Origin of the sequence: Enterococcus sp. DIV0086, from assembly GCF_050498705.1 — a bacterium.
In the GTDB taxonomy this organism is placed as follows: Bacteria; Bacillota; Bacilli; order Lactobacillales; family Enterococcaceae; genus Enterococcus; species Enterococcus faecalis.
On record NZ_JBNIDN010000001.1, the window covers coordinates 1,330,770 to 1,352,346 of the forward strand.

Here is a 21,577-nt window from a genome sequence, read left to right on the forward strand (position 1 = left end):
TTTGCTTTTTTGCTTAATCATTAAAGTAATAACGTGTTAATTCCAACGCACTGCGTTCCATAATACAAGTGCCATATTCGACTAAAGTATCCTGAGTGACAGTTGTTTTATGAGCAAATTCTAAAATCTGTGCAATTTCATTGTCAACATTTGTTTTTTCTAATTCATCGGTTAAGAACAAAACTTGTAAGTAATAACGATCGTTGTACGTGTATAAGTTAGTCAAAACAGATTGCATGAAGACTTCTTTGGATAATTGGATCATCGCTTCAAAATTATCTAATTCAAAGATTACATTTCTGTTTGTTTCATCTGTGGCTTCCATCTCATCAAGTTCATCGGCGGTTGCTTTGTCTGCTTCAATTTGTTTGCGAATTAATTCGCTAACATCTGCATTGACTTCGCTCAGACCTTCTAAGGAAGACAAGTCGTCCATAGCGACATTTTTACTAATAAACAGTTCTAAACCATCATTTTTAGGCAAGACTTGGAAAGTGACTGCTTCACTACCTTGGAATTCATCTTCGACATCAACTTCTTCTAAAATACTATAAAAGAAATTTTCAACATCTTTGTGGTTTCCTAGTAAGTCAAGAAAAGTAATCCCTCTATCCGCCAGGTCTTCGTTGCCAATTAACACACGAATCGTATTTTCATTAATATGTTCCATTTCCATAGCGCTACACCTCTCTTTGCTTCAATCAGGAAACTTCTTACGTTCATTGTAGCGAAAACTACACAAAAGTAAAGTGGAAAGTCTATAAATCCTCGAAAACTAGCGAACGTTTTATAAACTTTGAACTTTTTTAACGATTGGTTTTTCGCTCCTTCTACCTCTTCATCTTAACGCAGTCTCTCCAAAAAAGATACTATTTTTCCTTGATCACGTTCTGCCAAATCAAATGAATACAAGTTCTAAATATGTATTAAAAAGCCAGAGATAAAAATCCCTGGCCCTAAATTCATATGAATCGTTCTTTATTACAATTAACAAATAAAGAACAAAATTTTATATTTTTTATAAACCTGCCATTAATTGTGCTTGGCGCAATTCCAGTTGTCGAACATCTCTTGGTAAGAATCGGCGAATTTCATCTTCGTTAAAACCGACTTGTAATCTTTTCTCATCAATCATAATTGGCCGACGCAACAATCCAGGGTTTTCTTGAACCAACTCTAATAAATCTTGAAGTGGAAGCTCGTCCAAATCCATATTTAATTTTTGGAAAACTTTAGAGCGAGTAGAGATAATCTCTTCTGTTCCATCTTCTGTCATGATTAAAATTGCTTTTAATTCCTCAATATTTAAAGGTTCAGAAAAAATATTTCTTTCTTTAAAAGGAATTTCGTGCTCTTGCAACCAGGCTCTAGCCTTACGACATGACGTGCAACTTGGGGAAGTATAAAGTGTCAACATTGTGCATCACTCCTTTTCGCGAATCATCGCGTTTCTGAAACAGGGAACTGTACTGTTCCTCTATTTAAAACCAGTATACCTAATTTCTAATAAAAATACTAGGGGTTTTTAAACATTTTTTATTCACTTTGTTTATTTTTCCTTCATTACATCCGTGTAAAATTAGGGTTAATTTTTATGAAATTTTATGGATATTCGTTATGATTCTGTAAAAAAGTAATACAGTTTTCTATTTTTATGGTTGCTGTTATAATTTACTTCTCTTGGTGATTTTTCAAGAAGTTCCCATGTATTTTTTTCTAATAAAATGTATAATAGAACTATTCACTATCTTAAGTCTAAAGTCAGGTGGTTATTTAATGAAAACAATTTTTTCTGGTATTCAGCCCAGTGGTACTCCGACAATCGGAAATTACATTGGTGCAATGAAACAATTTATCGAATTACAAAATGAATACAATTGTTATTTTTGTATTGTGGATGAACATGCCATTACCGTTCCCCAAGAACCGCAAAAGCTACGTCAACAAATTCGTAGCTTAGCAGCTCTTTACCTAGCGGTTGGTTTAGACCCACAAAAAGCAACAATTTTCATACAGTCTGAAGTGAGTGCCCATGCAGAAGCTGGTTGGATCATTCAGTGCAATACTTCTATTGGTGAGTTAGAGCGAATGACACAATTTAAAGATAAATCGCAAAAAAATGGTCGTGCTGGCGTAAGCGCTGGTCTTTTAACATACCCTCCATTAATGGTTGGTGATATCGTGTTGTACAATGCTGACTTAGTGCCAGTCGGAGATGATCAAAAACAACATTTAGAATTAACACGTGATTTTGTGGAACGCTTCAATAAACGTTATGCCCAAAAAAATCAAGAAATTTTAACGATGCCTGAAGTAAAAATCGCTGAGCAAGGTAGTCGAATTATGAGCTTACAGGAACCAACGAAAAAGATGAGTAAGTCCGATACAAATGTGAAGGGCTTTATTTCAATGCTTGATGAGCCAGCAGTGATTCGCAAAAAAATCCGCTCTGCTGTAACTGATTCAACTGGTGTAATTGAATATAATAAAGAAGAAAAGCCTGGTATTACTAACTTACTAAATATTTATTCTGCTGCGACAGGTCAAACTGTTGAGGAACTTGTTCAAGCATACGAAGGCAAAGGCTATGGAGACTTCAAAGCAGATTTAGCAGAAGCAGTAGTTGCCTTATTAGAACCTATTCAAGTGCGCTACCAAGAGCTTCTAGCTTCAGAAGAATTAGATATGATTTTAGATGAGGGCGCAGAAAACGCTCGCCAGGTAGCCAACAAAACACTTCAACGAATGAAAAATGCTGTTGGTTTGGGAAGAAAAGTTCGGCGCTAACTAAACATAATAAAAACCCGCGAAGTTTTATTCGCGGGTTTTTTTATGTTCTAAATTGAGCATCGTATAAGCGACGATAGTGGCCTCTTTGCGCGTACAAAGTTTCATGTGTTCCATCTTCTAAAATTCCTTGGTCACTCACTACGATTATTCGATCAGCATGTTTAATCGTTGCCAGTCTGTGGGCAATAATTAATGTTGTTCGCCCGTCAGCTAACGAGTTTAATGACTCTTGAATCACTTGCTCTGTTTCTGTATCTAATGCAGAAGTCGCTTCATCTAGAATTAAAATCGGCGGGTTCTTCAAGAACATTCGCGCAATTGCCACTCGCTGCTTTTGACCGCCCGATAATTTCACGCCACGTTCGCCAATAATTGTGCCTAAGCCATCTGGCATTAGCTGAATTACATGTTCTAAATGTGCTAATTTCACCGCTTGTTGAATGTCTATTTCTGTAGCATTTAAATTCCCATAAGCAATATTTTCTCGTAATGTTCCAGGGAATAAAAACACATCTTGTTGAACAATTCCAATTTGCTTACGTAATGAAGCCAAGGTCATTTGCTGGATATTTCTGCCATCGATCGTAATTTCACCACTACTGACTTCATAAAAACGAGGCAACAGATTACACAAGGTCGTTTTTCCTGAACCACTTTGTCCAACGAAAGCAACGGTTTCGCCAGGTTGAATTTTTAAATTGATATGGTCTAAAACTTTTGTGCCATCTTCATAAGCAAATGAAACATCTTTATAGGCAATCGTTCCTTCTAAATGCGAAACAGCAACAGCTCCTGGCAAATCTTTGATGGACGGTTGTTTGTCCATTTCTTCCGTAAAACGTTTAAAACCAGCAAATCCTTTGGGATAACTTTCAATCATATTGTTGACTTTTTCAATCGGCCGAATAAAAATATTGGCTAATAAAATAAATCCTACAAACTGGCCTTCTGTAATTTCTCCTTTAATTGTATAATACGCACCAAAAATTAATGAAAATAAATTTATCAGACGAATTAATAAGTAATTATAGGCGGAACTGACACCCATCACCTTATAAAAATATAATTTCGATTTTCGATACATTTGATTTAAATAATTAAACTGTTTTCGTTCAAATGGTTCATTTGCAAAAGATTGCGTGACACGTATCCCACTTACTGACGCTTCAATCCCAGCATTAAATTCACCTAAATTATCGTAAATATCCGTATTCGCTTTTGTCATTTTTTTATTAAAATAGCCTAGCGCAATCGTGATAAATGGCAATAAAATAAACGTAGCGATGGCTAATTTCACGTGAATGGTTAACATTAATAGAAAAGAACCTGCTAACGTCATAATCGTAATAAAGACGTCTTCTGGACCATGATGCGCCACTTCCGAAATTTCAAAAAGATCAGTGGTCAAACGGCTCATTAATTTCCCTGTTTTTTGATTATCATAATACTCAAACGGTTGTGTTTGAAGATGTTGATATAATTCTTCACGCATATCTGTTTCAATATTCACGCCTAACATATGACCAAAATAAACCACAATAAATTGTAAAAACGTATTGATTATATAAAATGCAAATAAGCCCGCACTAGCTAATGCAATGAGGCGAAAATCTCCTTTTGGCATAATCTTATCAATTACTTGGTTGACTGCTACTGGAAAAGCCAACTCTAACAGCCCCGCAAAAACGGCACACCCAAAATCCAAAATAAATAATCGACGATAAGGCCGATAATACCCAAAAAAACGCTTTAACATAACTCCCTAACTCTCCCCCTTCATTCTCATTCATTATACGGAAAAAGACTGTCTCTTGCAAAATTCTAACTTCTATCAGAACACGTGTTATTTAAGTAACTTTGACTCAAAATCATTTTCACAAACTTTTCATTATCAGAATATTTTTTCATTTATCGTTTCCATTTTTTCGGTAAAAATAACTATAATTGTCTTTTCCCACAAGGCTTTGATTTCTGTACAAAACCTTGAAATACAGTGAAAAATACTCTATTTATTTGTGAAAATATCGGCTACAATATAACATATGAAAAGTTTTGTAAAAAAGTTAAGAGGTGCACTTGTTAAATGAGAACCATTGTTTTTGATGTTGATGACACGCTGTACGATCAGCAACAACCCTTTCGAAATGCGATGACTAAAATTTTCCCAAACGTTGCGACAGAGGATATGCATGAATTGTATCTTCGTTTTAGACACCACAGCGATGAAACGTTTCCGAAAGTTTTAGCCAATGAATGGTCCCTAGATTTCATGCGGTTTTTCCGGATGAATGAAACATTAAAGGATCTAAACTATCCAGGAATTTCACAAGAAGAAGGAAAAATTTTCCAACAAGTTTATGAAGAAGAATTGGATAATATTACGATGCATCCAGAAGTTACTAAGCTTCTTGATACTTTACAAGAGAAAGAAATTCCGATGGGGATTATTACAAATGGTCCAACAAACCATCAATTTAAAAAAGTTAAACAATTGAATCTTGAAAAATGGGTTCCAAGCCAAAATATCATTATTTCTCAAAGTACGGGTTTTCAAAAACCTGAAAAGGAAATTTTTGATTTAGCCTGTAATCAATTTTGTATGGAACCTGAACATACTTTATATGTTGGTGATAGTTATGACAATGATATTGTAGGCGCACGTAATGGTGGCTGGCATTCTCTTTGGTTTAACCACCGCTCTCGTGAACTACCAAGTTGCCAACCTGCATCACACCTTGCAGAAGTCACTTGTTTCACCGAACTTTGTCCGACTGTGGAGAAATTATTTAATCTTTAAAAAAAAGCCGCTCTTCAAATTGAAGAACGGCTTTTTTTTATTTATTTTTTTGTTTTTTCAGACGTAAAATGATGAACAGGCAGATTATCAGTAAAAGGATCAATAAACCGATTAAGAGATAAATAAGTTTAGATTCCGTTTTTTTGACGGTTACATCTTTCTCATTAAATGTTTTTGCTTCCTCTTTTGAGATCGTAAATTCTTTCGTAAATTGCCATTTTTTTCCTGAGCCTTCCACAGTCATTGCCAATACATACGTCCCAGCTTCCATTTCATTTTCTTCATAAGGAATAGGGAAATTAAAAATTGAATTGGGCGCCATTTGCATATCTTCTTGTTCTTTCTCTAAAATAACGTTATTTGTTTTCTTATTTTTAACATTTGCCGTTACTTTCATTGATTGAAGATAGGCTGCTTCATGGTTTAACAGTGTTGCAGAAATAACACTGCGCGCATTTCTTTGCGTCGGTTCAACTTTCTCTAAAGACAATTCTGGTTGTACAACTGTTTCATTTTCTCGAAGTAAAACAGCTACTGTATAGGCATAGCGATTTTCAATTGCTAAGCCGTTTGTATTTTCTTTTTGCTTGTCTTTCGTTTCATCGACTTTTTCACTAAACGTGATCCCGCCCGCTAGTTGCCCTGAAAACTCTTCTTTAGGCATCTTCACTCGCAATTCAACTACTTTTTCACTTTTAGCAGGCAATTCAACACTCTCACCGCCGTCTTTCAGTTGAATGATTTCTGATAAATCTGCTGGTGCAGATTTATCTAAAGCTGTCAACGACTCACCATATTCAATCACTCCGTTGCTGTTTGTTGTGGCCGACTTCACACTAACATCAATCACTAAATTTTCATCTGTACTATTGGCCGCTCGAACTTTCAAAATTTGTTCTTGGTCTGGTTTCATCATTAAATCAAAATATGTTTTTGTTTTATCTATTTGGTTTTCTGGAATTTCTGTTTCAACACTAAATCGTAATTCTGCTGCTGAGGTTTCAATCCCAAAAGCAAAGAAATAAAAACTTAGGATCATCAGAATAAAATATCTATTTTTCATTTCGCTCTACACTCCATTTCTATGTAAAGGAGAAAGGCTGAGTTCCCCTCTTCCTTTCTCCAAAAAGGTTCTTTTTATACTGGCGTATTAGCTAATGTCCAAGTAATTGTTGTTTTGTAGGCATCGTTTAATTTAACTGATTTACCTGGCACTTTTAATTGAACATCTTTCATTACTTGACGGCCGTCAACTTCAGCAATTGAACTAGCATTGCCGTATAAGTATGACCATTTCCCAGCACCTTGATCTGTTGCGGCTACCATCACGTTATGACTTTCACCAACTGTACCAAAAGTTACGCTCGCTAAACTTGTTGGTGCAGCGCTTTGTCCTGCTGTCACAGCTGAAGCATTTTGAAAGACAATTTCAGTTCCTTCAAGCGTCTGACCTTTTGTAGCAGAAGTAAATGCAGAATTTTGTTTTGCAGATAAAGTCCAGCCTTCTAAAGTTCCACGATTATCTGTAATTTGAGCAAATAATGGACCCGTTTTTTCAACATTATTTTTATCTTTTAAAACTTGTGCTGATGCAAAATAGATTTCATCTTTTGTGCTGATGATATTTTCACCAAAGTTTAAACTTGAAGCATAGTCCAAGGTTAAGGGGCCTGTAGAACCTTCATCAACTGGTTTGTCAGGATTTACTGGGTCGATAGGTGTCACAGGATCTTTGCCGTCTTTGTCTTCTGGATCCACTACAGGATTTTTGCTGTTAGGATCTTTTTCATCTGGTGCTTTAAATTTTACAATAGCATCTGTGTCGCGATTAGCCACTTCCTCTGCTTGAACTGGTAGTGTGCCTACCGCGATGGTTGCTAAAATTAAGCTGCTTGCGATGGTCATTTTTTTCATGTTAGTGCTCCTTCTCTTCTATTGTTATAGTTTCAATAATTATACGCTTGGTAAATCAGCGATTGTCCATGTTAAAACAGTTTTGTATTGAACAGCATCTTTTGGTGTTGCTCCTGGTACAGTTAATGTGATCGCTGTATTTTTATCTACGCTTTCACCGTCAACTTCCACTTTTTCAATCCCACCGAACGCACTAAGCCAAGTTCCAGAACCTTGACCTTCAGCGGCAGACATCACATTTGATGAATCGCCAGCTACTAAAGTTACTTCATGCGCAGTTGGTGTGACTGCTTTGGAATTAGACACTGCTTTGTTTTGACTTAATTTAATTTCTGAACCGTCTAAAACTTTATTTAATGTTTCTTTTGTCGCTGTTAATTGTGTTTCTTGTTTAACTGTTAAGGCCCAACCGGCATTCGTTCCGCGTTTGTCGGAAATTTGTACATAATTTGGTTTAGGATTAGTCAAATCAGGACCAGAACCGTCTGCCAAGAAAAAGTATTGTGGATTTGCATAATATTTTTCATCTTTATTTGAAATTTTATTTTTGCCAAAGTCTAAACTAGAAGCATAATCGATACTTAGTGGACCAGTTGTTCCTTCATTTGGCTTATTGCCTGTGTCTGGTGTCGTTGGGTCAAAGGGTTCAACAGGTTTTTCGGTATCTGGATTCACTGGATCGACTGGTTTGTTGATAGAGGTATCCGGCGTAAATTCTACGATGGCATTTGATTCATAGTTTTTTTCTTCTGCATTCACTTCTGGTGCAATAGCCACGCCTAAAGTGATAGCGGGGATTGTTGATAAGATAATTTTTTTCATTTTATTGTTCCTTCTTTCTTTTTTTTAAAATAAAACTAGCCATAAAGATGACTATTATTCCGAGATAATTAAACATTTGTTGCTGTTTAGTACCAGTTCGAGGTAAGAAGCCTGAGCCTTTTTGATCAACCGTTTTACTTGTTGAATGCTTCAATGATTCTCCACTCACTGCTGGTATTGCTTCCGACTGCTTGGGGAAACGCTGTGGTATCTTACCATCTGGTTTTTCTTTGTTGGCTGGTGGCTCATACTCGCCATAAAAAGAAACTTCTGCATTTGTCGGATAGGCATTTGTTTCAGCAAATACATCAACTGATGAAATCAATCCTAATAGCAATACACCGCTAACTATTTTTTTGATAAGACTCACCCCCTATTTTGCACTGCCATCAGGTACGTCCATCAAGTGCCAAGTTAGTTTTGCTTCGTATTCTTCTGCTTTGGCCGTCCCTCCAGGAACAGATAATAACAACTCTTGGTCATTTTCTTTCCATTGATCAGAAATATTTGTTTCTTGATGTCCATTGACTTGGTTGTGAACAAGAATCGATTGGCCTTCTGGAATGTCCTGTAAGCGATGGTTGGTTCTAAATTTTAAAATATTCGGCAACGTAGCACCTGATTCAGATTTGAAATCAGAAGTAACGGTTAGTGCAAGCGACCAATTATTCCCTGTTTGACGAGTATCCCGTATCACTAATGGTTGATCCATGGAAACAATTGGATATTGGGTCGTGCTACTAGCGATTTGCAGCTCATTCCCAAAGGAAATCGCTGTGGGTACCGTTTTGAACCTGACAGAGCCAACCACAGTGACTGTTAGCGCTAATTCATCAATCTTGTAGCCTTTATCATAGACTTCCACGACCAACTGCTGTTTTCCATAAGTTAGTTCTGGTAATAACAAGGCTTTTTCCTTAAATGTTTTAGAATTAGTGGTTGTTTCATCTGCTAATTTCTGGATTTCTTGGCCCTCTTTTTTGACAATAAATTGTAATCTATTCCCAGCATCGACATCTTGCCAATAAAAAGGCAGGGCTGTTTTTTGAAAGTCATCAATATCGATTGTTTTTTCCATCGACTTTTCTATACGCTCTTTTGACCAAGATAGTTTCGTTTCACTTAAGAAAACTTCTTTGACAGGTTGGACGACTGTTCCAGAAAAGTTCCCTAAGTATGCTTTATCTGTTGATTCCCAGATATAAGAAACGCCTTCATGAGCTTTGGGTAAATTCCATTCAAACAGTCCTTTTGTGGCATCGTAACTTCCATAAGGGCTAATCGTCAGCGGTGGAAATAGTTGACCATCACGAGATACCACCTTATTTTTTAATTGCAGTGGTTTCCCAGCAATATAATCGACAGAAGATAAGATAATCATTTGATTAGATACATCTAGCCCTGTAATGGCCGTTAAGCCTTTTAACGGACTGATATCTGAAATTTGATTTTCTCCCACATCTAAAACTGTTAGATTGAGTGTTTTCTCTAACGGTGCCAAGGAAGAAATTTGATTGTTTCTTGCATACAGTACACGCAGATTAGGAACAGTGCTTAAAGCTTCCAGACTAGCAATCGTTTGATTCATAATACTCAACTCTTCTAGACGTTGTTTATTCGCCAAGGGCGCAATTGTTTTTAATTGATTATTTTCCACATAAAGACGGAGTAGGTTATTTGCTTCCGTAAGCCCATCTAAAGTAGCAATCTGATTATTGGCAGCCCAAATGGTTTCTAAATTACGAAGAGAACGAAGCGGGTCGAAGGAAGTCACTCGATTATTCGGCGTGATTTTTGACGGATGATCTGTCGTATTTTGGATACTTAAATTTTTTAAAGCAGGCATTCCTTCAAGTCCATTTAATGTAGTTAATTGATTGTTCTCAACATACAAGCCTTCTAAACTAATTAATCCTGCTTGACCTAACGGACTAAGATCAACTATTTTATTGTTTCTCATATATAAAAAACGTAATAGCTTAAATTCACCTTTAGCAAAAGGACTCAAATCTGTTACATTGAGCGAATCTTGAAAAGATAATTCTTCTAAGTTTCTTAGGTATTGAACTCCTTCCACATTAGAAACAACGACATTTTCTAAAATAACTTTATTCAGTTTATCCAATTCTGCTTGGGTGACAGTATTAGAGGTCCGAGATTTGCTTAACTGTTTTCTGATATTTTCCGCAAAGGCTGGATCAGGAAATAGTGTACTGATAGGCGTCGCTTTATCTAAGACAGCACCTGCGTATAATTGGGGCATCATCAGTTGTGCTTCCGTTATCGCTAGTGCTTCATTTGGCGGCTCTTCACTTGTTTCAACAGTCGTTAACTCTTCTGATTGGGGAATCTCCGAACTACTGGTTGCTGAATTTTGCTCTTCTGCCGATGAAGTTTCTGGAATCTTTTCTTCTGAAACAGATGAAACATTTTCTTCACTGGAGGATGCGATTGTTTCGGTCGTTTCGGCGAAAGTTGTTACAGGAAGTAGCAAACTATTACCCAAAAGTAAGGCACTAACTGCGGAGATGCACATTTTTTTCATAAACTTCACCTCCTGATATTTTCTTAATTATAGTGAATATCAACTGAAAATGGGTTCAATTACGACAAACTGTCCAAATTAATTTGTATAGACAAGACAAAGAGCGCCAAATAGGGTTTTATACCCCTATTTGGCGCTCTTTGTCGCTAAACACAACCAGAATGTATTATGACAAATTCTCAATTATGCCTAGTTTTCTTTTATTTCTTTTAAACTATCCTCTATTTTTTCCAATTGCCCAGCAAAAAATTCTTGTTTGGCTTTTGGTAAAAACAATGTGATAGATAAAAGGATTTGTTCTTTAAAGATTGACCAATCTGCGAATATTTCTTCATTGGTTAAAATCATTTCTATTTTTTCTGCTATTTTTTTCCAGAGGATCATTCGCCAGTTATTTTCACCCACTTCATATTCTTTAAACATGCTTAATACATGAAGAATATGGGGAACATTTTGGCTGACAATCGCCGCAAATAAAAAATCAATAATTACTTGCTCGATAATTTCTAGTGAGCGAATATCAATAATTTCCCGCTCATTGACAGATTGTAGTACACGAAAAAGTAACGAAGTTGGAAACGGCTGCAAGCCAACGTTTTTTTGTAATGCTAAAAATTTCAAATTAAAAATAGTATACACATCGGCATTAATTAATCGTTCCAGAATCTGATTTTCTAATGCAATAATTTCCTCTTTTGTCACAACCGTTTGAGGGTTAAAAAGATATTCCAACGCCAACATCGAATACATTACTTCTTGCTTTCCTAAAGCAAAAGACGATTTATCATAATACGCCCGATAATCTGCAACGATTCGACTACTTTCTTGAAAATTTTTACTAAAGATTGCTTGATTAAACTGCTCCTTAGCTAAAACTGTTTTGGACATTGGCGTTAATTTTTCTGTCATTTCCATCGGCGAAATAGACAAGATTTCGACAATAATGGCTAAATCCGAAATACGCAATTCACTATTTCCTTGGACAAAGCGTTGATAACTTCGACTAGAAACACCATTTTCATCAAAGACACGCAGAGGAATATTTTTCCCTTTACGAATCCGTTCAATTTCTTCACCTAGCGGCCGATATTCCATATATTCTTTTTGTTTCAAACGAATTACTCCATTTCTCTTTAAATAAGATAGCAACTAAGTTGAACGGCTATTCCCCAATGCTTAAAATTGTGCGAATATCTTCTTCCGTCATTTTCGCTAATTGCTCTTCATTTCCTTGAATCACTTTTTGGAACAGCTCGCGTTTTTCTTGCTGTAAGGAATTCATTTTTTCTTCAACCGTTCCTTCTGCAATCATCCGCCACACTTCAACAACCTTTTTTTGTCCCATGCGGTGCGCCCGACCAGCCGCTTGTTCTTCGACTGCGGGATTCCACCATAAATCGTATAAAATAACTGTATCTGCACCAGTTAAATTTAGTCCGGTTCCCCCTGCTTTCAATGAAATTAAGAAGACATCTTTTTCTCCTTCATTGAAGGCATTCGCCATCGTTAACCGATCTTGAGGCTTCGTACTTCCTCGTAAATAGAACGTCTCTAAACCTAATTCATTCAATTCTTTTTCTAAGATAGAAAGCATACTTGTGAACTGAGAAAATAATAGGACACGACGATTGTTTTCTTTGGCAGCCACTAAAAAGTCTTTGACTTGTTCCACTTTGCCAGAACCTCCCGTGTAATCCTCAATAAACAAACGCGGATCGCAACAGATTTGTCGTAAACGGGTCAAGCCTGCTAAAATACTCATGCGATTTTTCTTGAAGGTCGCCTGATCCATTTGACTGACATCTGCTTGCATTTGTTTTAGATAGGCCAAATAAACCGTTTTTTGTTCTTCTGTTAAGACACTGTACATATTATTTTCAATTTTTTCTGGTAAGTCTGCGAGCACCGTTTTCTTGTCTCGTCGTAAAATGAATGGTTGAATCATTTTGGCAATTTCTTCCGGCTTAATTTCTCGAAAGGCTTTTTTGCCTGGGAACAATCCCGGTAAGATCATTTGGAAAATTGACCACAGTTCATCTAAATTATTTTCAATTGGTGTGCCACTTAATGCAAAACGTTGTGGTACTTTTAAACTTTTTAAGGCTTGCGCCGTTTTAGTCCCACTATTTTTAACCATTTGGGCCTCATCTAGAATCAAATAGCCGACACGCATTTCCTGATAAAGCTGAACATCTTGTCGCATACTTGCATAAGAAGTAATCAGAATATCTTCGGTGCTATTTTGTAAAAGCGCTGCTCGTTCTTGGCGGTTGCCAGAAACCACTTGAACATTTAAGGTTGGCGCAAAACGTTTGACTTCGGCTAACCAGTTATAGGTTAAACTTGCAGGTGCGACAATCAAAGCTGTCCCTTTCAAGCGCTCTTCTTCTTTTTCCGAAAGTAAATAGGTAATGGTTTGCAGTGTCTTCCCTAAACCCATTTCATCAGCTAAAATACCGCCAAATTGATAATGGCTAAGCATTTTCAGCCATTTATACCCTGTTTCTTGGTAATGGCGTAACGTTGCTTGTAAGGATTTGGGGACTTGCGCTTCAAAGTTTTCTGGATGCGTTAAATCCGTGACCATTTTTTTAAAGGAATCTGAAAAATGTGCTCGCTCGTTGTCTTCTAATAAACTTTCGATCATGAGGCCTTGGTTTTTGGGCACATGAATGACATTGTCTTCTTGATGCATATTTTTTCGCAACTTCGTTAAAATTGCACTTGTATGGAAAAATTCCTCTGAGTCAAAAGCAAGAATTTCACCACTTTTTAACGTATAAAAAGCATCATTACGTAGCAGACTAGTCAATACTGCATCGATTTCGGTTTCATCAATGCCAGTGACATCAAACCGAATATCTAACCAAGAATCCCCTTCCGCAACTTCAATCGTTGGTTGATGATGCTGGGCATCTAAATACAATTCCCGTAATTTCCGTCCCATCCGAACTTCTCCTAATTGACGGAAAGCTGGAACTTCGGCTTTAAAGAAATAATACAAGGACTCTCCAGCAGGTAAGACTTTTTCAAAGCCTGTGGTTGTTTGCTGATAGGCAAACTGTTGAAATTGTTGCTTAATTGCTGTTTCTTTTGCTTTATCTCGAACGATTTCTTGATTGACTTCAGGTAATTGAGCATATTTCGGGTTTGTCGAGAAAATGACTTCTCCATAGTGATAGTCAATTCGAGCATTAATCCGACCTTTAATTTTCTTAAAAATAAAGACTGCTTTTAAAGGATGATGGACGACTAATTCTTCAACTGATTCTTCAACAGACACTCGACCAATTTTTTCCAATAATGGTAACACTTCACTAAATAAATCAGAAACTGTTTCTTTTTCATAAATAATTGACGGCTCTTCCAAGCGTTTCATTAATTGAAGTAACGTGGTGTAGATGGCTTCCTGCTCTTCTGTTAGTAAATAAACCGTTTGATCCGCAATCGCCCAGTGATAGTGGGCTAGAAACGTTGTAATAGGATTCTGAATAGTTAATTTGAAGCTTTGTTCCTCGGTTTTTTGCACTGTAAACGTAAGTGGCAAACTGGTTTCTTTGAACGTTAGATAGCGATACTTATGAGTTTGATTGGTCAATATAAACTGACCCGTTCGATTCATTTTTTCAACTAACGATTGACTGCGATCAATTGGTAATAATAGATAACGTTTGTCGATTTTCCCTTTAACTTGAATACCGTTTGCACCTAATAATTGGCTGGTATGATAAATTGCCGCAAGTTCTGTTAAAATTTCTTGAATCTCCATTGAAAAAGAATCATGTAGCAAGGTAAATTGGTGTTGTTTATTCACCATAAAGGTCATTTCTTTTTCATATGCTTGTAAAAAATCACCAATATTTTTCACAATATATGTTTTAGGTTTGGTGCCTTCCAAACCAATTTTTAAAGAAAGACCAATCGTTGATAATTCTGGATAGTAATTATTCGTTTCGATCACATCTAAATGAAATTCTAAACGTAAAGGCTGCAAGGGAACTTCGGCAGAAGCTTTGCTTAATTTGGCAAAGCCTTTGGTAAACATTTCAGCTGTTGATCGATTTGTTTTCTCAAAACTGACTGTTTGATTCGCTTGAATAATTCTTGACACGCCTCGTTGTTTCAGTGCCAGTTCAACTGCCACTGTATGCTTGCAATAGCCATGTTCCATCCAATATTGACATTCACAAACATCTTGTTCTTTGGCGGTACCATCCAATTCAACAAGATAAAGTTCTTCCCCTAAAACCTCAGACAACCAGATCCTTTTTTCTGGATTTTGAACGATAGATAAGACCCGGCCTTCTTGCATATATTCGCGCCCTTGTTCAACGATTCGCTCTGGAATACTCCATTTCATCGACTCACCTCCTCTTCTACTAAGCTAGCTGATAGTGAACGGTACTTTGACCATTCCCATTGCTTTTTATTTGTAATTGTTGTGGAATTCGTGCTTTTAATTCGCCAATATGACTAATAATCCCAATCATGCGGCCTTCATTTTCAATCGTTTCTAACGCCTCCATTGCCATTTCCAATGCTTCTTCATCTAAGGAACCAAAGCCTTCATCAATAAACAACGCATCAATTAAGACTCCGCCGGCTTGTTCTTGAATCACTTCTGCTAAAGAAAGTGCCAAAGCTAACGCTGCTATAAAACTTTCCCCGCCTGATAACGTGTGAGCACTGCGCACCGTCCCCGAATTGTCATCATAAATATTGATTTCTAGCCCCGTTTGATTCCGATAACTGCCTGCTTCGTGATTCAATTCAAATTGATAACGACTATTGGTCAGGCGGTCTAAACGCTGATTAGCAACTGTCAGCACTCTTTCTAAATACGTTTGTAACATATACCGTTCAAAACTAATTTTTTTAGGATTATTGCCATTCACCGTATCTGCCAACTGTTGTAGTGCAGCAACTTCCTCAAACTTGTCTTCAATTGTTGTTCTTTGCGCATTAATTTCTTGAACCAACTGTTGGTTGTTCAGCATTTTTTCATGCAGTTGATAGTATTTTTTTTCTTGTTCTTCAATTTGTTGTGTTATTTGTTCAATTTCTGTGATGATTAAAGATAATTCTGGGAACGTATCACTAGATAATTTTTTTTCAATTTCAGCGAGTTGGATAGTCAGTTGGGTTTGCTCTTGTTCAAATAAAGCAATTTGTTCTTGCTGACTTTCTAGTGTCGGTACTTCTTTCAACCACTCCGTCAATTGGTCCTCTGTCACGCCTTGTTCCGTTAAAACTGCGTTTAACTGACTCTCAAGTTGCGCGACTGTTTGTTGAAGTGTTTGTTGTTCTTTCTCCAAATGCGTCAACGTACTTTCAAGGATCATTTCTTCTTTCTTCAAGGTTTCTCCTTGTGTCGTCACGTTTTCTTTTTGACGTTCAAATGCAGAGAGTTCTTCTTGAAGCAAAGCTTGTTGTTTGGTCATTTCTTCGTATGTGACGGTTGCATCCAATAATTGGCTAGCAATCATTTGCTGCTGGATAGTGATTCTTTCCAGACTTTGTTGCATTGTTTCTACTTGTTGTCGGAGCACTTCAAAGCGTTGAGAATTTTCAGCTACTTGTTCTTCTAGTTCCGCCAGACGGTCCTTTTCGACTGAAATTTCCGTTAGTTTTTGTGCTATTTGTTGTTTTTCTTTAGCTAATTGCGACTCAACTTCCGCAATTTCTGCAGGTGTTACTTGTGAAAAAGTTAGTCCTGTTAACGGCAACTGAAAGTCAGCAAACTGCGCTGCTAATTGTTCTTGTTCCTCAGTATACGCAGCTTCCTGTTCTTGTAATTGGCTTTCTTTCTGTTGCTTTTCCGCCCCTAATGCAGAGAGCGTTTCAGTAAATCGTTGTACCGTTTTTTCAACTTCCGTTAATTCCCGTTCCGCTTGATTAATCTCTTCTAAGGAAACTTCTTGATGAGTTTGTTGCTTTGGATGTTCTAAAGAGCCACAAACTGGGCAAGGTTCCCCCTCTTCAAGTAACAAGCTTAATCGTTGGATTTGTAAAGAGGCCCATTGACTTTTCTTTGTCTGCAACTTCGCTTCTTCGGCGCTTTTTTGTTGCTGTTCAACAGCAAACCGTTGTGTCAACTCGTGCAATTCCACTTGGTTTTGACTAATTTTTTGCCAAGCTTTTTGATTTTTTTGACAACGTTCTACAAAATTTTGCCAATGATCTGCTACACTAGAACATTCAAAATTTGCTTTTTCAAGTGTTCCTTCTTGTTCAATAAATTGTTTGGCTGTCGCCACTTTATCCGCTAATGTTGTTTTTTCCTGTTGGCAAGATTCATACTCTTTTTGAATGGCTTGATAATTGGCTTGTTCTGCTATTTGTCGTTGGGCTAACTGTTCATATTCTTGGTATTGTGGTAATTGACGTTGAATCGTTTGAAAACGTTCTTGTTTTTCAGCAATCAATGGTTGTTGTTCTTCCAACTCACTCATGATTGCTTGCCAATCTGTCAATGCTTGTTGCGTTTCCATAAGAGCTTGTTGTTTGGACTTTGTTTCTTGCTCTTTTTGTTGTTTTTCGCTTCGTTTTTCAAAGACTTTTTCAGCTAAAGATTGCTGTTTTTGGCTCCATTTTAATTGCTGAATCTGTTCCTTTAACCGCTCAATGACGGTTTCCTGTTCAGCTTGTTTTGCTTTCTTTTCCAGTAATTCTTCTTTTTGCTGTTGCAAGTTTTGTCGTTCTTCAATAGCATAACGAACTTGCTCTTTTGCTTGTTTGGCTTGTTTTAAGGTTGCAATTTGTTCTCTTTCAACTAATAGTTGTTGCTGAGCCTCTTGTTGTTGGCTTTCTAATAATTGAAGTTTTTCAAAAAGTGTCATTGTCGGTTCAGGTTCTTCTGACCAATGCAACTGTTCTGTTTTCAGTTCAATTTTTTGCTGGGTTTCTTGAATCTCTTGATTGGCAATTTTTAAGCGTTCTTTTAAATTTTCGCTGAACAACTGATACAATTCTGTTCCGAATAAATTACGCAAAACCTTTTCTTTTTCATCACTTTTAGCAATTAAAAAAGTCCGAAACTCTCCTTGTGGTAACAATACAATTTGAGCAAATTGATTGGCGTTTAAATGAAATAATTCTTGAATGAGTTCGTCCACTTCGCGTCTTTTATAATAGGATCGTAGTTCTTTCCCTTGAGCATCTTTGACAATTAAAGAAATTTTGGCACTTTGTTTACGGACTCCTGTGCCACGTTTTTTAAAAAGTTCTTGTTCGGGAAGGCGGTTCAGTTCATAGAGATACTCGTTATGTTTAAAAAGCAAAGTAACTTCAGTGGCTTCTGAGGGGTCAGCAAATGTGGAACGCATTTCTTTGCCTAAACGTAATTTCCCAGAACTTTCACCAAACAAAGCATAGCTCATTCCATCAAAAATCGTTGTTTTCCCAGACCCTGTTTTTCCACTAATTAGAAAAAGTGAAGAATCTTCAAACTTCGTAAAATCAATGGTTTCATTAATATACGGTCCGAAGTTTTTCAATGTTAAAGATAATGGTTTCATCCTGTTACTTCCCTCTTTCTAATTGATTAAGTGTACTCAGTTCTTCTTGGACCCATTGTGCTTGTTGTTCTGTCAAGGCCTCTCCTGTCACATCGTTAAAAAAGTCATGCAGATGTTCTTCTGGTGAACGTTGTTCTATTTGTACCACTTTTTTCTGATTTCCGTTGCTTGTTTCTCGACCATTCAAACGTTCCAGCCCAATAATTTTGGGGTAAATTTTTCGCAATTGATTCATCATGTTGGGAATGATCGCTCGGTCGGTTAATTGGACATGTAAATAATTTTCCCGATTCACTTCTTGATAAAAAGCGGGATCCGTTAACTGCTGAAACGAGCCCGTCAATTGTTGAATGTCTCGCAATGGTTTCAAAGTACGGAATTGAAAATGAACTTCAGTTTCTGTTTCAACAAGCCAAACACCCTTTTCTTGTGTCATTTCTGATAAAGAAAATTTTACAGGCGAGCCACTGTATCGAGCATTAGGTGCCTGCAACGCATTTTTTCCATGTAAGTGGCCCAACGCGACATAATCAAAAGGCTCTAACAAAGCCGTCGGTACAACATCCAAACCACCCACTGTTAATTTTGTTTCAGAATCAGTTTTTTCACTGCCAGCGACAAAAAAATGACTAACTAACACTTGTTTTTTATTGGGGAGAAAAGATTCTTGCATTTTCGCGACAACTTTTTCCATCGCCGCCTGAATCGTTCGAATCGTTTCATCTTCAAAATATAAGCGAGCCGCAATCGGTTCAAAATAAGGCAACAAATAAAATTGGGTATTGTCGATTTCAATTGGTTGAAAGGCTTGTTCTAAACGCGTATTCAAATGAAATTGCGTTTGGTTAAACCAAGGGCCTCCTGTTTCTAAACGAGTGCTGCTATCATGGTTTCCCGAAATAGCTAACACGGGGAAATGCTCTTTGAGATTCATTTGAATCATCATTTCATTAAAAATCTCGACTGCTTCAACTGCTGGAACAGAGCGATCATACAAATCTCCAGCGATCACAACAGCATCCACTTGCTCTTCTTTCGCAATTGCTAAGATTTGTTTAAAGGCTTCCCTTTGTTCTGCCAACAAATCAAAACCATGTAATTTTTTGCCAATATGCCAATCTGCTGTATGTAAAAATTTCATTTTTTCACCGCCTAAAAAAGTCCTTCTTATTATTATAACAAATTTCTGGTATTTTTTAAGAAAATCGGACAGAAGAATTAGATTTTTAACAAACTTTTTTCTTAACGCAAGAAAAAAGACAGGGAGCATCATCTTTTGATGAGACTACCTGCCAGTAACATTCCTATTTTGTAGCGGTTTGTTTTATTCTTTTTCTGTTGATTCATATTTAAAAGTTGGATCAATTTCTTTATCTAACTGATCAAATGCTTCTTGCATCCGACGTTCCACTTCAGCTAAACCGTCTTTATCCATTTTTTTAATATCACTAATATCGATTGGCTCCCCAAAACGAACCGTTACTTTTTTCCGTTTAAACAACTCTTTTAAAGTTAACGGACCTTGATAAACAGATGGCACGATAGGTACTCGCCCCATTTTAGCAATCAAAGCTACCCCACCTTTTAATTCTGAGGAATGACGCGTGCCACTAGGGAACATAATCAAACTTAAATCAGAATTTTTTAAAATTTTGACAGGTGTTTTAATCGCGCTGGGACCGGGCTTCTCACGATCCACCGGAAACGCATTCGCATGTTTTAAAATGAAACGTAAAACAGGATTTTTAAACAACTCTTTTTTTGCCATAAAGCTAAACTTCTTAGGACTGCCAGCAACAGCTAAATACAGCGGTTCCCACCATGTTCGATGCGGCGCAACTAAGACATAGTTTTGGTCTTTTGGTAATTTTTCTTTATTTTCATAATGTGCATTTCCATTAATCACAAATAAAATGACGCGAACCACGCCACGCATAAATGTAAAAAACATAATTTTCTTCCTTTCTTCTCTCCGCTTTCTAGTATGCCGAAAGCTCTACCTTTTGACAAGCTTTTTTTACGTCTATCAATTAGAGAAATAACATGTCCCTACTAATCTAGGGAACAGATTTTGTCATACGGGTTTAAAAGTAGTATAATACATGAACAATCAGATGAAAAGTTGGAGGTTCTTAATCTATGTTATTATCCGGCGAACGGATTGATCAATTATATGCGGATGATATTCAAATTATTCAAAGCAAAGAAGTCTTTTCTTTTTCCATTGATGCAGTCTTATTGGCTAATTTTCCGCAACTACCAAAAAAAGGCAAGATTGTCGATTTGTGTGCTGGCAATGGCGCGGTCGGCCTCTTCGTTAGTCGGAAAACAGCTGCAAAGATCGACCAAATCGAATTACAACCTCGTTTGGCAGATATGGGTCAACGAAGTATTCTATTAAATAAATTGGAAAAACAAGTAACGATGTATGAACGTGATTTAAAACAAGCGACAGAGGTCATCAAAAAAGATTCTGTTGATTTAGTATTATGTAACCCCCCATACTTTAAAGAACGACCAACTAGCCAAAAAAATCCAAACCCGCATTTAGCGATTGCCCGTCATGAAATTCACACGTCTCTTCAAGAAGTGGTCACTGTGTCGGCGGATTTATTAAAAACAAATGGTCGCCTCGCAATGGTTCATCGTCCTGATCGTTTCCTTGATATTTTACATGCCATGGAAAACGCCAATATTGCGCCGAAAAAAGCTCGGTTTGTTTATCCGAAGCCAGGCAAAGAAGCCAATGTTTTACTAATTGAAGGCATTAAGCAAGGCAAAAAAGACGGTTTTCGTGTGTTACCACCTCTTTTTACATACAATGAGAAGAACGAATACGAAGCAGAAATGAAGGCTATGCTGTATGGAGAATAAGAAATCCCATTATTTTTATGTTTTACTTTGCCAAGATGGTTCCTTTTACGGTGGCTATACAACTGAGCCAGAACGTCGATTAACCGAACATAATAGCGGAACTGGTGCAAAATATACTCGATTAGCCAAACGACGGCCAGTCAAAATGATTCATACAGAGAAATTTGAAACACGTAGCGCGGCCACCAAAGCCGAAGCCGCCTTTAAAAAATTAACGCGTAAACAAAAAGAACAGTATTTAAAAACCTTCCATTAAGTGACAATCAGCAAAAAGAAACAGCCATCATTTCATTGATGAAATGATGGCTGTTTCTTTTT

Annotated in this window: 17 protein-coding genes; 4 read left to right on the plus strand and 13 right to left on the minus strand. The window is 37.0% G+C overall.

Features of this window, described 5'->3' with window-relative positions:
• Nucleotides 1-13 precede the first annotated feature (13 nt).
• Complete coding sequence (locus tag IGI63_RS06410; protein WP_417630065.1) at nucleotides 14-676, minus strand: adaptor protein MecA; 663 nt, start codon at nucleotides 674-676, stop codon at nucleotides 14-16.
• A 342-nt stretch (nucleotides 677-1,018) separates the two neighbouring features.
• The gene (gene spxA, locus IGI63_RS06415; protein WP_002356477.1) at nucleotides 1,019-1,417 is read right to left on the minus strand and encodes a transcriptional regulator SpxA; all 399 of its coding nucleotides are present in this window, start codon (nucleotides 1,415-1,417) and stop codon (nucleotides 1,019-1,021) included.
• A gap of 359 nt (nucleotides 1,418-1,776) precedes the next feature.
• On the opposite strand from spxA, the gene trpS reads away from it, so the two are divergent.
• Nucleotides 1,777-2,787, plus strand: coding sequence for a tryptophan--tRNA ligase (trpS, locus tag IGI63_RS06420; RefSeq protein WP_002359559.1), 1,011 nt, complete (start codon nucleotides 1,777-1,779; stop codon nucleotides 2,785-2,787).
• Nucleotides 2,788-2,830: 43 nt separating this feature from the next.
• On the opposite strand, the gene IGI63_RS06425 is transcribed toward trpS, so the two are convergent.
• Nucleotides 2,831-4,546, minus strand: coding sequence for an ABC transporter ATP-binding protein (locus IGI63_RS06425; RefSeq protein WP_108120125.1), 1,716 nt, complete (start codon nucleotides 4,544-4,546; stop codon nucleotides 2,831-2,833).
• A gap of 327 nt (nucleotides 4,547-4,873) precedes the next feature.
• Here IGI63_RS06425 and IGI63_RS06430 point away from each other — a divergent pair, with 327 nt between their 5' ends.
• Nucleotides 4,874-5,587, plus strand: a complete 714-nt coding sequence (locus IGI63_RS06430; RefSeq protein WP_429975531.1) for an HAD family hydrolase — start codon at nucleotides 4,874-4,876, stop codon at nucleotides 5,585-5,587.
• 37 nt (nucleotides 5,588-5,624) lie between these two features.
• Here IGI63_RS06430 and elrE read toward each other — a convergent pair whose 3' ends face one another.
• From elrE to IGI63_RS06480, 10 genes are all read right to left on the minus strand, one after another.
• Nucleotides 5,625-6,650 (minus strand): transmembrane protein ElrE, encoded by a 1,026-nt coding sequence (elrE, locus tag IGI63_RS06435; protein ID WP_002376547.1) that lies wholly within the window; start codon nucleotides 6,648-6,650, stop codon nucleotides 5,625-5,627.
• A gap of 74 nt (nucleotides 6,651-6,724) precedes the next feature.
• Nucleotides 6,725-7,501 (minus strand): WxL domain-containing protein ElrD, encoded by a 777-nt coding sequence (gene elrD, locus IGI63_RS06440; protein WP_002362542.1) that lies wholly within the window; start codon nucleotides 7,499-7,501, stop codon nucleotides 6,725-6,727.
• 39 nt (nucleotides 7,502-7,540) lie between these two features.
• Nucleotides 7,541-8,323, minus strand: coding sequence for a WxL domain-containing protein ElrC (gene elrC / locus IGI63_RS06445; RefSeq protein WP_002362540.1), 783 nt, complete (start codon nucleotides 8,321-8,323; stop codon nucleotides 7,541-7,543).
• A 1-nt stretch (nucleotide 8,324) separates the two neighbouring features.
• Nucleotides 8,325-8,693: an LPXTG anchor domain-containing protein ElrB gene (gene elrB / locus IGI63_RS06450; RefSeq protein WP_002356469.1), complete on the minus strand. Its 369-nt coding sequence runs from the start codon at nucleotides 8,691-8,693 to the stop codon at nucleotides 8,325-8,327.
• Between the two features lie 3 nt (nucleotides 8,694-8,696).
• The gene (elrA, locus tag IGI63_RS06455; RefSeq protein WP_429975532.1) at nucleotides 8,697-10,868 is read right to left on the minus strand and encodes an enterococcal leucine-rich protein ElrA; all 2,172 of its coding nucleotides are present in this window, start codon (nucleotides 10,866-10,868) and stop codon (nucleotides 8,697-8,699) included.
• 189 nt (nucleotides 10,869-11,057) lie between these two features.
• Complete coding sequence (gene elrR / locus IGI63_RS06460) at nucleotides 11,058-11,963, minus strand: Rgg family transcriptional regulator ElrR (RefSeq protein WP_002384093.1); 906 nt, start codon at nucleotides 11,961-11,963, stop codon at nucleotides 11,058-11,060.
• Between the two features lie 67 nt (nucleotides 11,964-12,030).
• A complete protein-coding gene (locus IGI63_RS06465) occupies nucleotides 12,031-15,228 on the minus strand; it encodes a DEAD/DEAH box helicase (RefSeq protein WP_002356465.1) in 3,198 nt (1,065 codons plus the stop codon).
• Nucleotides 15,229-15,247: 19 nt separating this feature from the next.
• Nucleotides 15,248-18,385, minus strand: coding sequence for an SbcC/MukB-like Walker B domain-containing protein (locus IGI63_RS06470; protein WP_429975533.1), 3,138 nt, complete (start codon nucleotides 18,383-18,385; stop codon nucleotides 15,248-15,250).
• 4 nt (nucleotides 18,386-18,389) lie between these two features.
• Nucleotides 18,390-19,658, minus strand: coding sequence for an exonuclease SbcCD subunit D (locus IGI63_RS06475; RefSeq protein WP_185946578.1), 1,269 nt, complete (start codon nucleotides 19,656-19,658; stop codon nucleotides 18,390-18,392).
• Nucleotides 19,659-19,709: 51 nt separating this feature from the next.
• On the minus strand, nucleotides 19,710-20,336 hold the full coding sequence (locus IGI63_RS06480; RefSeq protein ID WP_002356461.1) for a lysophospholipid acyltransferase family protein: 627 nt from the start codon (nucleotides 20,334-20,336) through the stop codon (nucleotides 19,710-19,712).
• A gap of 188 nt (nucleotides 20,337-20,524) precedes the next feature.
• On the opposite strand from IGI63_RS06480, the gene IGI63_RS06485 reads away from it, so the two are divergent.
• Both IGI63_RS06485 and IGI63_RS06490 read left to right on the plus strand, forming a co-directional pair.
• On the plus strand, nucleotides 20,525-21,259 hold the full coding sequence (locus tag IGI63_RS06485; RefSeq protein ID WP_002356457.1) for a tRNA1(Val) (adenine(37)-N6)-methyltransferase: 735 nt from the start codon (nucleotides 20,525-20,527) through the stop codon (nucleotides 21,257-21,259).
• Nucleotides 21,249-21,515 (plus strand): GIY-YIG nuclease family protein, encoded by a 267-nt coding sequence (locus IGI63_RS06490; RefSeq protein WP_002356455.1) that lies wholly within the window; start codon nucleotides 21,249-21,251, stop codon nucleotides 21,513-21,515. Before IGI63_RS06485 ends, IGI63_RS06490 begins: the two co-directional genes overlap by 11 nt.
• The last annotated feature ends 62 nt before the right edge of the window (nucleotides 21,516-21,577 follow it).